The 13,362-nt window shown below is 70.5% G+C and carries 11 protein-coding genes and 1 pseudogene; 9 read left to right on the top strand and 3 right to left on the bottom strand.

What is annotated here, in order from left to right; all coding sequences use genetic code 11:
- Nucleotides 1-185: 185 nt before the first annotated feature.
- Nucleotides 186-369, top strand: a pseudogene (locus ACWCPY_RS22505) (hypothetical protein); the annotation flags it as partial.
- A 201-nt stretch (nucleotides 370-570) separates the two neighbouring features.
- On the opposite strand, the gene ACWCPY_RS22500 reads toward ACWCPY_RS22505, so the two are convergent.
- On the bottom strand, nucleotides 571-993 hold the full coding sequence (locus ACWCPY_RS22500; RefSeq protein WP_451267569.1) for a secondary thiamine-phosphate synthase enzyme YjbQ: 423 nt from the start codon (nucleotides 991-993) through the stop codon (nucleotides 571-573).
- Between the two features lie 92 nt (nucleotides 994-1,085).
- On the opposite strand from ACWCPY_RS22500, the gene ACWCPY_RS22495 reads away from it, so the two are divergent.
- From ACWCPY_RS22495 to ACWCPY_RS22470, 6 genes are all read left to right on the top strand, one after another.
- Complete coding sequence (locus ACWCPY_RS22495; RefSeq protein ID WP_451267639.1) at nucleotides 1,086-1,169, top strand: putative leader peptide; 84 nt, start codon at nucleotides 1,086-1,088, stop codon at nucleotides 1,167-1,169.
- Between the two features lie 205 nt (nucleotides 1,170-1,374).
- Complete coding sequence (locus ACWCPY_RS22490) at nucleotides 1,375-2,268, top strand: ABC transporter permease (protein WP_451267567.1); 894 nt, start codon at nucleotides 1,375-1,377, stop codon at nucleotides 2,266-2,268.
- The gene (locus tag ACWCPY_RS22485) at nucleotides 2,241-3,014 is read left to right on the top strand and encodes an ABC transporter ATP-binding protein (RefSeq protein WP_451267565.1); all 774 of its coding nucleotides are present in this window, start codon (nucleotides 2,241-2,243) and stop codon (nucleotides 3,012-3,014) included. The genes ACWCPY_RS22490 and ACWCPY_RS22485 overlap by 28 nt, the downstream gene beginning before the upstream one ends.
- Nucleotides 3,015-3,083: 69 nt before the next feature.
- Nucleotides 3,084-4,112 carry an ABC transporter substrate-binding protein gene (locus tag ACWCPY_RS22480; protein WP_451267563.1) on the top strand — a complete coding sequence of 343 codons (1,029 nt, stop codon included), beginning with the start codon at nucleotides 3,084-3,086 and terminating at the stop codon, nucleotides 4,110-4,112.
- Nucleotides 4,109-5,317, top strand: a complete 1,209-nt coding sequence (locus ACWCPY_RS22475; protein WP_451267561.1) for an LLM class flavin-dependent oxidoreductase — start codon at nucleotides 4,109-4,111, stop codon at nucleotides 5,315-5,317. Before ACWCPY_RS22480 ends, ACWCPY_RS22475 begins: the two co-directional genes overlap by 4 nt.
- Nucleotides 5,318-5,422: 105 nt before the next feature.
- Nucleotides 5,423-6,547: an NAD(P)-binding domain-containing protein gene (locus ACWCPY_RS22470; protein ID WP_451267559.1), complete on the top strand. Its 1,125-nt coding sequence runs from the start codon at nucleotides 5,423-5,425 to the stop codon at nucleotides 6,545-6,547.
- Between the two features lie 12 nt (nucleotides 6,548-6,559).
- On the opposite strand, the gene mltG is transcribed toward ACWCPY_RS22470, so the two are convergent.
- Complete coding sequence (gene mltG, locus ACWCPY_RS22465) at nucleotides 6,560-7,405, bottom strand: endolytic transglycosylase MltG (protein ID WP_451267557.1); 846 nt, start codon at nucleotides 7,403-7,405, stop codon at nucleotides 6,560-6,562.
- Between the two features lie 381 nt (nucleotides 7,406-7,786).
- Nucleotides 7,787-9,592 carry an ABC transporter ATP-binding protein gene (locus ACWCPY_RS22460; RefSeq protein WP_451267556.1) on the bottom strand — a complete coding sequence of 602 codons (1,806 nt, stop codon included), beginning with the start codon at nucleotides 9,590-9,592 and terminating at the stop codon, nucleotides 7,787-7,789.
- A gap of 148 nt (nucleotides 9,593-9,740) precedes the next feature.
- On the opposite strand from ACWCPY_RS22460, the gene ACWCPY_RS22455 reads away from it, so the two are divergent.
- Complete coding sequence (locus ACWCPY_RS22455) at nucleotides 9,741-10,184, top strand: MarR family winged helix-turn-helix transcriptional regulator (RefSeq protein ID WP_266422932.1); 444 nt, start codon at nucleotides 9,741-9,743, stop codon at nucleotides 10,182-10,184.
- Between the two features lie 85 nt (nucleotides 10,185-10,269).
- A complete protein-coding gene (locus ACWCPY_RS22450) occupies nucleotides 10,270-13,221 on the top strand; it encodes an FAD-binding and (Fe-S)-binding domain-containing protein (protein ID WP_451267553.1) in 2,952 nt (983 codons plus the stop codon).
- The last annotated feature ends 141 nt before the right edge of the window (nucleotides 13,222-13,362 follow it).

The following is a 13,362-nucleotide window of genomic DNA, read 5'->3' as shown; positions in this document are numbered from 1 at the left end:
TGAACTGGATGTTTCATCCGGCTCACGCCTTGTCTGATCGCACATCCTGAAGCACGGTTCGAGACCCGTCTCTGCGCAATCGCGGCAAGCAGCGACGTCGGAGTTTGTGCAACATGCCGAGAGGCCTGAGCGCGGTGAGGGTGCCATGCTCGGTTCCGCCGCTACGACAGAGCGCCCGCCGCCCGGGGCTGACCTCGTACGACATGAGCAAGCCTCGCCAGCGCGTGGGCCTGTACCGCACCGTCCTGCACGAGGGCCTGCGATGATCTGCCCCACTACCTCAACCGGGATCTGCTTCTCCAGGTGTGGCCGGTGTTGCGCACCCTCGTCGGTCGCACCGTACGCGTCGTGCGGGAAGGCGCCTTCCCCCTGGAAAGGACCAGCACCGAGATCGGTGACACGGTGCGGGTGACCTACGAGAAGGAGACCGCGAACCCGCGGATCGTGGGCGCGTCCTTCGACACCTCGGGCAGCGAGCTGCTCAGTAGCCTGCGGACCGGCGGGCAGCAGTGCGCACCACTCAGTCGGCGCGGCCGGAATTCTCCTCCACAGTCCCACCGGAGCGACGCGCTATCCGAGGAAGCTCAACCGCACCTGACGGTTGTGATTCGAAATGTTGGTATCGACCAGGCACACCGACTGCCACGTTCCCAGCTCCAGCCGCCCCCCGATCACCGGAAGCGTCGCATGGGGTGGGACCAGTGCGGGCAGTACGTGGTCGCGGCCGTGGCCGGGGCTGCCGTGGCGGTGTTGCCAGCGGCCGTCGGCGGGCAGCAGGGTGTGGAGGGTGGCCAGGAGGTCGTCGTCGCTGCCGGACCCGGTCTCCAGGACGGCGATGCCGGCGGTCGCGTGCGGTACGAAGATGTTGAGGAGACCGTCCCCGGAGGCGGCGTTCCGGGTGAGGAACTGTTCGCATTCGGCCGTCAGATCGGTGACGGTCTCCGTCGTTCCGGTGGTGATGTGCAGAACACTGGTGGCGAAGGTGTGGGGCATGCCTCCATCTTCTCGCTTGTACGGCGAGATCGCGCGTCCACTTGCCGAGACACCATTGACCGTTTCCGTCATGGATCGCTACGTTCAGCGCCATGTTCCGTTCAGCCCTGCTCACTTCGCGCGGTCACATCGACCTGCTGCGGGTGGCTTCCGCCGCGTGTCGCGGCGGCTGCTGACGTTCCTTCAGCGCTTCCCCTCGCCGGTGACGGGGTGCTCCGGCCGCCCGTTCCCGCTGTCGTACGCGTCTGCGCGTACGCGCCCCGGCGTGTCCCGCCACGTCCCACGCGCCTTGTGACCCTTGTGCCGTAACGACGGCAGTGGGTCGCGTGTGCGTGGCCTCGGCTCGTCTCCCCCTGCCCGTGGACTGCTCGTGGAGCCCTCATGACCATCGGCCATGCTCTCGCCCCGCCGGATATACCGTTGGAATCCGGAGAAACAACTGCTTCATCTGCCCGTCGGTCGCCCGACCTGGAGCCCGTTGTCCCGGCCTCCGTGCGGGGCGGTCGCCTGCCCCCAGTGCCTCGTTGGCTCCGGCGCGCCGTCGGGCCGCTGCTGTTGCTGGCGCTGTGGCAGGTCCTCAGTGCCACCGGCGTCCTGCACGCCGATGTGCTCGCTTCGCCCGGCACCATCGCCCGTGCCGGATCCGATCTGATCGCCGACGGGACGCTGCCGTCGGCGATGGGGATCTCGTTGCAGCGGGTTGCCGCCGGACTGGTGCTGGGGGGTGTCGTCGGCACGGCGCTCGCGCTGGTTTCCGGGCTCTCGCGGCTCGGCGAGGATCTGGTGGACGCGAGCGTGCAGATGCTGCGCACCGTTCCCTGGGTCGGGCTGATCCCGCTCTTCATCATCTGGCTGGGCATCGGCGAGGCCCCGAAGGTGGCACTCATCGCGCTCGGGGTCGCCTTCCACCTGTACCTCAACGTGTACGCGGGCATTCGTGGTGTCGACGCCCGACTCATCGAGGCCGGGGAGTCGTTGGGGCTCGGGCAGTGGGGACTGATCCGGCATGTGGTGCTGCCGGGCGCGCTGCCCGGGGCCATGACCGGGCTGCGCTATTCGCTCGCCACCGCGTGGCTGGCCCTGGTCTTCGGCGAGTCCGTCAACGCCGATGCCGGGATCGGCTTCCTGATGAACCAGGCCCGGGAGTTCTTCCGTACGGATGTCATCGTCGTCTGCCTGGTCGTCTACGCCTTCCTCGGCCTCACCGCCGATGCCATCGTCCGCACACTCGAAAGGCTGCTGCTGCAATGGCGACCGACCTTCACGGGCCAGTGAGCCCCACCGCTCCGGCCGGCCCGGCCGGGACCGCCGTCCTGGTCGAGGGACTGACCCGTTCCTTCGATGGCCGGGACGTCGTCGACGGACTCGACCTCACCCTGCGCGCCGGGGAGTTCACCGCGCTGCTCGGGCGCAGTGGCTGCGGGAAGTCGACACTGCTCCGGGTGCTCGCCGGGCTGGACCGCGACATCGAGGGCACGGTACTCGTGCCGAAGCGGCGTGCGGTCGCGTTCCAGGCGCCCCGGCTCATGCCGTGGAAGCGGGTCTGGCGCAATGTGCTGCTGGGGCTGCCGGGAAAGCCGGAACGGGCGGTGGCCGAACGGGCGTTGGAGGAGGTCGGGCTGAGTGAGCGGGCCGGGGCGTGGCCCAGGACGCTCTCCGGCGGTGAGGCACAGCGCGCCTCGCTGGCCCGTGCGCTGGTGCGTGAGCCGGATCTGCTCCTGCTCGACGAACCGTTCGGCGCGCTGGACGCGTTGACCCGCATCAGGGCGCAGCGGCTGGTGGCCGAGCTCTGGCAGCAGCGCGGCTGTGCCGTACTGCTGGTCACCCACGATGTGGACGAGGCGCTGCTGCTGGCCGACCGCGCGCTGGTGATGCGGGACGGAACGATCGCGTACGAGACACCCGTCGCCCTGGACCGGCCGCGCAGCGCGAGCGGTCCCGGATTCGCCGCACTGCGCTCCCGGCTGCTGACGGAACTGGGTGTCGAGGACGATGCCGTCGAGAACGTCGAATCCGCCTGAGGCAGGGCCCCTCGCCTCCCGTCCGCTCCGGCCGCCGCCTTCCCCGTACGCACTGCGAAAGAGAAACCCGTGAGAATCCGCGCCCTGCCCGCCCTCCTTCTGCCCCTCACCCTGCTGGTGTCCGCCTGCGGCGGCGCCACCTCCGCCTCCACCACCGGAAACACCGACGGGAAGGGCAGCGTCATACTCAACATCGGTGACCAGAAGGGGGGTTACGAAGCGATCCTGCGGGCCTCCGGTGAACTCGACGACCTCGACTACCGGATCAGATGGTCGACCTTCACCTCGGGTCCACCCCTGCTGGAGGCGATCGATGCCAAGGCCGTGGACGTCGGGGGCGTCGGCAATACGCCGCCGGTATTCGCGGCGGGTTCCGATTCCAGGATCGTCGTGGTGGGCGCCGGTCACGGCTCGTCCGACGGCGAGGCCATCGTCGTCCCCGAGGACTCGCCGGTGAAGTCCCCGAAGCAGCTCAGGGGCAGGTCGATCGCGGTGGCACAGGGCAGCTCGGCCCACTACCAGCTGATCGCCTCGTTGAAGAAGGCGGGGCTCGGCATCGGGGACGTGAAGCCGAAGTACCTTCAGCCGGCCGATGCGCTGGCCGCGTTCAGCCGCGGCAAGGTCGATGCCTGGGCGATCTGGGATCCGTACACCTCTCAGGTGCTGCGCAGCACGAAGTCCCGGGTGCTGACCACCGGGCAGGGTGTGGTGAACGGTCTCAGCTTCCAGGTGGCCTCGCCGGACGCACTGGCGGACAGCGGGAAGTCCAGGGCGATCGGGGATCTGCTGGTGCGTCTGCAGCGGGCACAGTCCTGGGTGTTCAAGCACCCCGATGCCTGGGCGAAGGTCTGGGCGAAGGAGACCGGGCTGCCCTACGAGGTGGCCCTGGATGCGGTCGAGCGGAGTTCCGGGACCCGTGTGTCCGTTGCCGTCGACCCCGCCGCGATCGCCTCCGAGCAGGCCATCGCCGACACTTTCGCCGATCTGGAGCTCATCCCGCGGCGCTTCTCCTTCAAGGACTACGTCGACACCCGGTTCAACCGCGATCTGCCCCCGTCCTCCACCGCTCCCCGCTCGTACGGAAAGGCCTCGTCATGAATGTCCATCTGCACTGGTTCCTGCCCACCGGCGGCGACGGGCGCACGCTCGTCGACCGGCACGCGTACGCCGACGGCGGGATCAAGCGGAACCGGATCACACCGGTGAGCGGGGTGCGCGCCCCCGACATCGAGTATCTGGCGCAGATCGCCAAGGCCGCCGAGCAGCTGGGCTTCGAGGCCGTGCTGACACCCACCGGGACCTGGTGCGAGGACGCCTGGCTGACGACGGTGGCCCTGGCCCAGCACACCGAACGGCTGAAGTTCCTGGTGGCGTTCCGGCCGGGAGTGATCTCCCCGGTGCTCGCCGCGCAGATGGCGGCGACCTATCAGCGGATCACCCGGGGACGACTGCTGCTCAATGTCGTCACCGGCGGCGACTCGACCGAGCAGCGGCGGTTCGGTGACCATCTCGACCACGACCGGCGCTACGCGCGGACCGCGGAGTTCCTGTCGGTGGTGCGGGGCGCGTGGAGCGGGCGGCCGTTCGACTTCGACGGCGAGCACTACCAGGTGGAGGGCGGGCTGACCGCGCTGCCGCCGGACCCGCTGCCGGACATCTTCTTCGGCGGGTCGTCGGCGGCGGCCGGCCCGGTGGCCGCCGCTCATGCCGATGTCTATCTGACCTGGGGCGAGCCGCCGGGCGCGGTGAAGGAGAAGATCGACTGGATCCGGGGCCTCGCGGAGGAGCAGGGGCGTACGGTCCGCTTCGGTATCCGGCTGCATACGATCTCCCGCGACTCCTCGCGCGAGGCATGGGCGATGGCCGACCGGCTGCTGGGCGATCTCGATGCCGAGACGATCGCCGCCGCCCAGCAGGCTCTGGGCAGGAGCGAGTCGGTCGGGCAGCAGCGGATGCTGGCGCTGCACGGCGGCTCGCGCGACAGGCTGGAGATCTCGCCGAACCTGTGGGCGGGCGTCGGGCTGGTGCGGGGCGGTGCGGGGACCGCGCTGGTCGGCAGTCACGCGGAGGTCGCCGACCGGATCGAGGAGTACCACGCGCTGGGGGTGGAGCACTTCGTGCTGTCCGGCTACCCGCATCTGGAGGAGGCGTACTGGTTCGGCGAGGGCGTCACCCCCGAGCTGGCGGCACGCGGCCTGCTGTCGACCGTACCCGCGTCGCCGCTGCTCGGGGTGGCTGCCGCGAACGGCCGGCCGGCGTCCGCGCCGGGCGGGGCACCGCTGCTGGTCGCCGGAGGACGCTGACCGGCCGACCGGTGCGGACGGGCCGGCCCGTCCGCACCGGTCCCTGGGAAGAACCGTGGCCGGCCGGTCGGGAAGATCCGCGACCCCCTCACAGTTGGTAGAAACGTGAACAACTTTGGGGTGGTAGCGCCACGCGAGATCGATGTCGTCGTGATCGGCGCCGGACAGGCCGGACTGTCCGGCGCCTACCATCTGCGCCGCACCGGCCTGGCGCCCGATCGCGACTTCGTCGTGCTGGACCATGCCCCGCACCCCGGCGGCGCCTGGCAGTTCCGCTGGCCCTCGCTGACATACGGCAAGGTCCACGGCATGCACGCCCTGCCCGGCATGGAGCTCACCGGAGCCGACGGGGACCGGCCCTCCTCCGAGGTGATCGGTGAGTACTTCGCCGCGTACGAGCGCGCCTTCGAGCTGCGGGTCCACCGCCCCGTCGAGGTGAGCGCGGTACGTGAGGGCGTCGAGGGGCGGCTGCTCGTCGAGACCTCCGAGGGTACGTACGCCACCCGCGCCCTGATCAATGCCACCGGTACCTGGGACCGGCCGTTCTGGCCGCGTTATCCGGGGCAGGAGAGCTTCCGGGGACGGCAGCTGCACACCGCGAACTACCCGGGTCCGGCCGAATTCGCCGGACAGCGCGTGGTGGTGGTCGGCGGCGGTGCCTCCGGTACGCAGCATCTGATGGAGATCGCCGAGGTGGCGGCCGAGACGTACTGGGTGACGCGACGGCCGCCGGTCTTCCGGGACGGCCCCTTCGACGCGGACCGGGGACGGGCCGCGGTGGCACTGGTGGAGGAGCGGGTGCGGCGCGGGCTGCCCCCGCAGAGCGTGGTGAGCGTGACCGGGCTGCCGCTCACGGACGCGGTCCGGCGTGCCCGGGAGACCGGGGTGCTGGACCGGCTGCCGATGTTCGACCGGATCACGGCCGACGGGGTCGCCTGGGACGACGGCCGGACGATCGAGGCGGACGTCATCCTCTGGGCCACCGGATTCCGGGCCGCCATCGATCACCTCGCGCCCCTGAAGCTGCGCGAGCCGGGCGGCGGTATCCGGGTCGAGGGCACTCGGGCGGTACGGGACGCGCGCGTCCACCTCGTCGGGTACGGGCCGTCCGCCAGCACGATCGGCGCCAACCGGGCGGGGCGGGCGGCGGTGCGCGCGATCGGCCGGCTGCTGGACGGGCAGGACGCGGTGGCCGAGGCCGATGCGGCGCTCGCGCCGGCCGTGGTGTGACGGCGCGGGTGCTCAGCCGGTGGACGGGCCGCGGTGGTTGCGGTTGAACTCCGCCACGTTCTTCTGGTGTTCCGTGTAGCTGCTGGTGAACCGGGTGTCCCCCGGCGCGACCGTGACGAAGTAGAGCCACGCTCCGGGAGTGGGGTTGATCGCCGCCGACATCGCCTGCTCCCCCGGGTTCCCGATGGGGGTGGGCGGCAGCCCCTTGCGCTCATAGCTGTTGTACGGGCTGTCGATCTTCGTGTCGCCCTTGGTGGTGTGCAAGGTGCTGCGGTTCAGCGCGTAGTTGAGCGTGGAGTCCATCTGGAGCGGCATGCCCCGGTCCAGCCGGTTGTGGACGACCCTGGCGACCTTGCCCATGTCGGCCACGCTGTCCGCCTCGGCCTGCACGATGCTCGCGATGGTCACCGTCTGGTACACCGAGACGCCGTTGCGCCGCGCGCCCTCGGTGATGTGGTCCGCACCGAATCGCTGGACCGCCGTGTCCGCCATGTACCTGAGCAGGCTCTGCGGGGTCGTGCCGGAAGCGACGGGGTACGTCGCCGGGAAGAGGTAGCCCTCGGGGTTGCCCTTCGCCGCGGCCGGGAGCGGCAGGTCCGCCGTACCGGCGGCCTTCTCGGTGGTCCCGGGCTCCACCGCGAGGATCTTGTCGACCGCCGCGTACACCTGGGATGCCCGCCATCCCTCGGGGATCACGAGCGAGCGGGCCCGCTCGACCTGCGGCCCCCTCGTCAGCAGCGGCACAAGCACCGCCGCCACGACCAGGACGAGCAGGATGCCGATGAACAGCGCCAGACGGCCGCGCCGGTTCGGGCGGGGCCTGCGGCGGGGCGGGGTGTCCGGGGACTCGTTCACCATGCGGGCACGCTATCCCGCCGTCCGGAACCGCGGCCCGGACGACACGGGTCCGGCAATCCCGAAAGGGAACACACGAACAAGGGATCGGATGTTCGCTGGAACGCGTGATCGTTCCGCCATTCGTTGCTCAACTCCCCCGCGGCGCAGGATGATTACAGGGCGCAAGCGACGGGCTGCAGACCGCGACTGCGCTGTCCCACATATGCAGCACGCACAAGGAGAAACACCGAATGAACGTCATCACCAACCTGCTCGCCGGCATCATCCACTTCGTGGGTTGGCTCATCTGACCATCGCTCCGCCCGGCGCCGTCGCTCCCCGTCCCACGGGAGCGGCGGCGTCGCCGCGTGTGCGGCCCGACCGTCCGGCCGATCTCGTCGATCAGCCTGTCGCGGGGGCCAGTTGGGTGTCCCGCCGGACCAGCGCGGCATAGCGGCCGTCCTGTTGGAGCAGTTCCTCGTGACTGCCGCGCTCGGCAGTCCTGCCGCCGTCCAGGACGACGATCTGGTCGGCGTCGCGGACCGTGGAGAGACGGTGCGCGATGGTGATGGTCGTACGCCCTTCGGAGAGCGCGTCGATCGCTTCCTGCACGGCGAATTCCGTACGGGTGTCGAGGGCGCTCGTCGCCTCGTCGAGCACGAGGACGGGCGGGTCGCGCAGAATCGTGCGGGCGATCGCGAGGCGCTGCTTCTCGCCGCCGGAGAAGCGGTAGCCGCGCTCGCCGACGAGGGTGTCGTAGCCGTCGGGCAGTGACGCGATGTGGTCGTGGATCTGTGCCGCGCGGGCGGCCGCCTCGATCTCGGCGTCGGTCGCGTCCGGCTTGGCGAAGCGCAGATTGTCGGCGACCGAGGCATGGAAGAGGTAGGTCTCCTGGGAGACCACGCCCACGGCTCTCGCCAGGGTGTCGAAATCCAGATCGCGTACATCGACTCCGTCGAGCGTGACCCGGCCACCGGTGACGTCGTAGAGCCGGGGGACCAGATAACTGAGCGTGGACTTGCCCGATCCGGTCGGTCCGACGACCGCCAGGCTGCCGCCCGCCGGGACGGTCACATCGATGCCGCTGAGGGTCGGACCGCTCTTCTCGTCGTAGCTGAAGTCGACGTCCTCGAAGCGGATCTCGCCGCGGATCGTCTCCAGCCGGACCGGGTTCGCGGGCTCGGTGATGTCCACATCGAGGTCGAGGTACTCGAAGATCCGCTGGAAGAGCGCCAGGGACGTCTGCATGTCCACCCCCGTGGAGAGCAGGCTCACGGCGGGCCGGAAAAGTCCCTGCTGGAGCGAGACGAAGGCGACGAGGGTGCCGATGGAGACGGCTGGGCCGCCGGACTGCAGGGCGAGGCCGGCCGCCCAGTAGATGACCGCGGGCATGGCGGCCATGACGATGCCGATCGTGGACATCCGCCACCGCCCGGCCATGCTGGAGCGCACTTCGAGATCGACGAGCTTCTCGGACTCCTCGGCGAAGCCCTTGGTGAGGGAGTCGGCGCGGCCCATCGTCCGGCCGAGCAGGATGCCGCTGACGGAGAGCGACTCGGTGACCGTGGCCGCCATGGCGGCCATCTGCTTCTGGCGCCGGGTGGTGATCTTCTTGCGCTCGCGGCCGACCCGGCGGCTGATCCAGACGAAGACCGGCAGCAGCAGGAGCGAGACCACGGTGAGCCGCCAGTCGAGCGCCAGCATGGCGACGACCGTGGCGACGACCGCGGTGAGATTGGAGACCAGCGAGGTCGCGGTGGAGGTGACGGTCGCCTGCATGCCGCCGATGTCGTTGGCGATGCGGGACTGGACCTCGCCGGTGCGGGTCCGGGTGAAGAAGGCGAGCGGCATCCGCTGCAGCTGGGCGTAGACGGCGGTGCGCAGGTCGTGCATGACCCGCTGGCCGACCGTGGTGGAGATCAGGGTCTGCAGGACACCGAAGACGCTGTTCATCACGGCGGTGAGGATCATGCCGAGGGCGAGCAGCGACAGCAGCCCCGTACGCCCCTGGGGGATGGCGGTGTCCAGGATCTCGCGCAGCAGGAAGGGCGAGGCGACCGACACCAGCGACGAGGCGCCGACGAGCAGTCCGACCAGCGCGAGCCGGCCTCGGTAGGGGCGGAAGAGGCGCAGGATGCGGCGCACCTCGGCGGGCGGACGGTTCGCGTCCTTCGGCGGGGGTGTCCAGTTGATTGCGTCGGGTTTCATGGGCTCCTTCGTCGGGCGTGCGATGGCTGCGACTCGAGCGGGGGCCGGGCAGGACTTCGAGCGGGGGCTCGCAGCGAACGGACTTTTGAGAGCCTAGCTCATTGTTACCTATACTCACAATGAATGGGGTCCTGATATTGTTCCCTCCATGGACTCCTCCGACGCCGACGGCGTGCTCGCCGAGCAGCTGCTGCGGGTGACCCGCAGGCTCCAGCGGATCCAGAGCCGCCAGCTGGAGCCGATGGGTATCACTCCCGCACAGTTCCGGCTGCTCCGCACCGTCGCGCATTACGACGGCCCGCCCCGGATGGCCGATCTCGCGCAGCGCCTGGATGTCGTCCCGCGCGCCGTGACCACCCTGGTCGACGGCCTGGAGGCGAGCGGGCGGGTGCGTCGCGCCCCCGATCCGGACAGCCGCCGGGTGGTCCGCATCGAGATCACCGACGAGGGTCTCGCCACCCTCCGGTCGCTGCGCGACGCGCGCCGCGCCGCCGCGGAGGAGATCCTGGCCCCACTGACCGCCGATCAGCGCGAGGTGCTCGGCGGACTGCTGTCCGCTCTGGTGAACGGAATGCCGGAGCGCCGCTGTTAGAACACCGCACGGACACGCCCGCGCCCGCCGGGTGACGCGCGTCCGCCGCCGTGGTACCGAACCGAACCGCCGAGGAGACCTCGACATGCCACTGCTGGAGCCGAAGCCGGAAGCACTCCGCCCCGAAGCGGTGCGGACGCCGTCCGTGGACCGGGTCCCCGACCGGCAGGCTCCGGGCACGCCCGAACCGCTGCGCGGCGACCTGATCGCCCTGCTCGGTCCGGGGAAGGTGCTCTGGAAGGTCTCCGACCTGGTGAAGTACGCCTCCGACGCCAGCCCCTACCGCTTCGTCCCCCAGGTCGTCGTGGTCCCGGAGGACATCGACGACATCTCGGCCGTCCTGTCGTACGCGCACGGCAGGGGCCGTGAGGTCGTCTTCCGGGCGGCCGGCACCAGTCTGAACGGCCAGGCCCAGGGCGAGGACATCCTGGTCGACGTCCGCCACCACTGGGCGGGCATCGAGGTCCTGGACGACGGCGCGCAGGCCCGCATCAAGCCGGGTACGACGGTCGTGCGGGCCAACGCCGCCCTCGCCCGCCACGGCCGGCTGCTGGGCCCCGACCCGGCCAGTGCCATCGCCTGCACGATCGGCGGAGTCGTCGCCAACAACGCCTCGGGGATGACGGCGGGCACGACGCGCAATTCCTACCGCACGGTCTCCTCCCTCACCTTCGTGCTGCCGAGCGGCACCGTCGTCGACACGGCCGATCCGGCCGCGGACGCGGATCTCGCCCGCGCCGAGCCACGGCTGTACGAGGGACTGCTGGCCCTGAAGGCGGAGATCGAGGCGGATGCCGCGCTCACCGCCCGGATCCGCGCCAAGTACGAGATCAAGAACACCAACGGCTACCGCCTCGACGCCTTCCTGGACGGCACGACACCGGTCCAGATCCTGCGCGGCCTGATGGTCGGCTCCGAGGGCACCTTCGGTTTCATCTCCGAGGTCGTCTTCGACACGCTGCCGCTGGACCGCCGGATCTCCACGGCCCTGCTGTTCTTCCCGTCCCTGACCGCGGCGGCGGCCGCCGTGCCCCGGTTCAACGAGGCGGGAGCGATCGCCGTCGAGCTGATGGACGGCAATACGCTGCGCGCCTCGGTGAGTGTCCAGGGCGTTCCGGCGGACTGGGCCGAGCTGCCCAAGGAGACCGCGGCGCTGCTGGTGGAGTTCCGGGCCCCGGACGAGCAGGGCCAGGAGGCGTACGAGCGGGCGGCGGCGGCCGTCGTCGAGGAGCTCGACCTGGTCGCGCCCGTCCCCTCGGTGACCAATGGGTTCACCCGCGACGCCAAGGTCATCTCCGGCTACTGGAAGGCCCGCAAGGCGTTCGTCACCGCGGTCGGCGGCTCCCGCCCCTCGGGTACGACGCTGATCACGGAGGACTTCGCGGTGCCGCCCTCCCGGCTGGCCGAGGCCTGCGAGGCCCTGCTCTCGCTCCAGGCCGACCACGGCTTCGACGCCGCCGTGGCGGGCCACGCGGCACACGGCAACCTCCACTTCCTGCTCGCCTTCGACGCGGCGAAGCCGTCCGACGTCGACCGCTACGCCGCGTTCATGGACGACTTCTGCCGGCTGACGGTGGAGCGTTTCGACGGCTCCCTGAAGGCCGAGCACGCCACCGGCCGCAACATCGCCCCCTTCCTGGAGCTGGAATGGGGTCCGCAGGCGACCGAGCTGATGTGGCGCACCAAGCAGATCATCGACCCCGACGGCGTCCTGGCCCCCCGGATCGTCCTCGACCGCGACCCGAAGGCCCATCTGCGCGGACTGAAGACCATTCCCGAGGTCGAGGAGATCGCCGACCCCTGCATCGAGTGCGGTTTCTGCGAGCCCACCTGTCCCAGCCACGACCTGACCACGTCCCCGCGCCAGCGGATCGTGCTGCGCCGGGAGATGATGCGGCAGCCCGGCGGCTCCCCGGTGGAGACGCAGCTGCTCGACGCCTACGGCTATGACGCCGTCGACACCTGCGCGGGCGACTCGACATGCAAGCTCGCCTGCCCGGTGGGCATCGACACCGGCGCGATGATGAAGGACTTCCGCCACCGGCGGCACTCGCCGCGCGAGGAACGGATCGCGGCGCTCACCGCGAAGAACTTCAAGGCGGTGGAGGCGGCGGCGCGGCTCGCGGTGGCCGCGGCCGACCGGATCGGCGACCGGCTCGGCGACGGGCCGCTGGAGACCATCACCGCTCTCGCCCGCAAGGCCGTACGCCCCGATCTGGTGCCCGAGTGGCTGCCGGAGATTCCCGGCGCCGCCGCCCGGAAGCTGCCCCGCACCTCCCGTGCCGGGGCGAGCGCCGTCTACTACCCGGCGTGTGTGAACCGCATCTTCGGCGGCCCCGAGGGCCATCGCGGTCCGTCGCTGCCGCAGGCCGTCGTCGCCGTCTCCGCCCGCGCCGGAAAGCCGGTATGGATCCCGGACGACGTCGCGGGGACCTGCTGCGCGACGATCTGGCACTCCAAGGGATACGACGAGGGCAACGCGGTGATGGCCAACCGCATCGTGGAGGCCGCCTGGGGCTGGACGGCCGGGGGAAAGCTCCCGCTGGTCGTCGACGCCTCGTCGTGCACCCTGGGCATCGCCCATGAGGTGGTGCCGTATCTCACCGACGACAACCGGGAGCTGCACCGGGAGCTGACCATCGTCGACTCCCTGGTCTGGGCGGCCGACGAACTGCTTCCGGAGCTGACGGTCCTCCGGAAGACCGGTTCGGCGGTCCTGCATCCGACGTGTTCCATGCAGCATCTGGACGATGTGCAGCAGCTGCGTACGGTCGCGGAGGCATGCGCCGAGGAGGTCGTCATCCCCGACGACGCCGGCTGCTGCGCCTTCGCGGGCGACCGGGGCATGCTGCACAAGGAGTTGACGGCCTCGGCGACGGCGAAGGAGGCCGCCGAGGTGAACGGGCGCGAGTACGACGCCTATCTCTCGGCCAACCGGATGTGCGAGATCGGTATGGACCGGGCCACGGGCCACTCGTACTACTCGGTGCTGATGGAACTGGAGCGGGCCACCCGCCCAGGAGCTGTGGTGCGCTGATCACGGGGGCCGGCCCCCGTGGCCGCCCCGTATCGCCGGGCGGGCTCGACATCTTCGAGCCCGCCCGGCGTTTTCGCGCGGGCACGAAAGTCCATGGTTTCGGAACGGGAGTCCAATCGCTCCCCTTGCGCAACAACATCC

It is taken from the genome of Streptomyces sp. NPDC002403 (genome assembly GCF_053593015.1).
The sequence above is the reverse complement of the archived record's forward strand: the minus strand, read 5'-3'. Positions and strand labels throughout refer to the sequence as shown.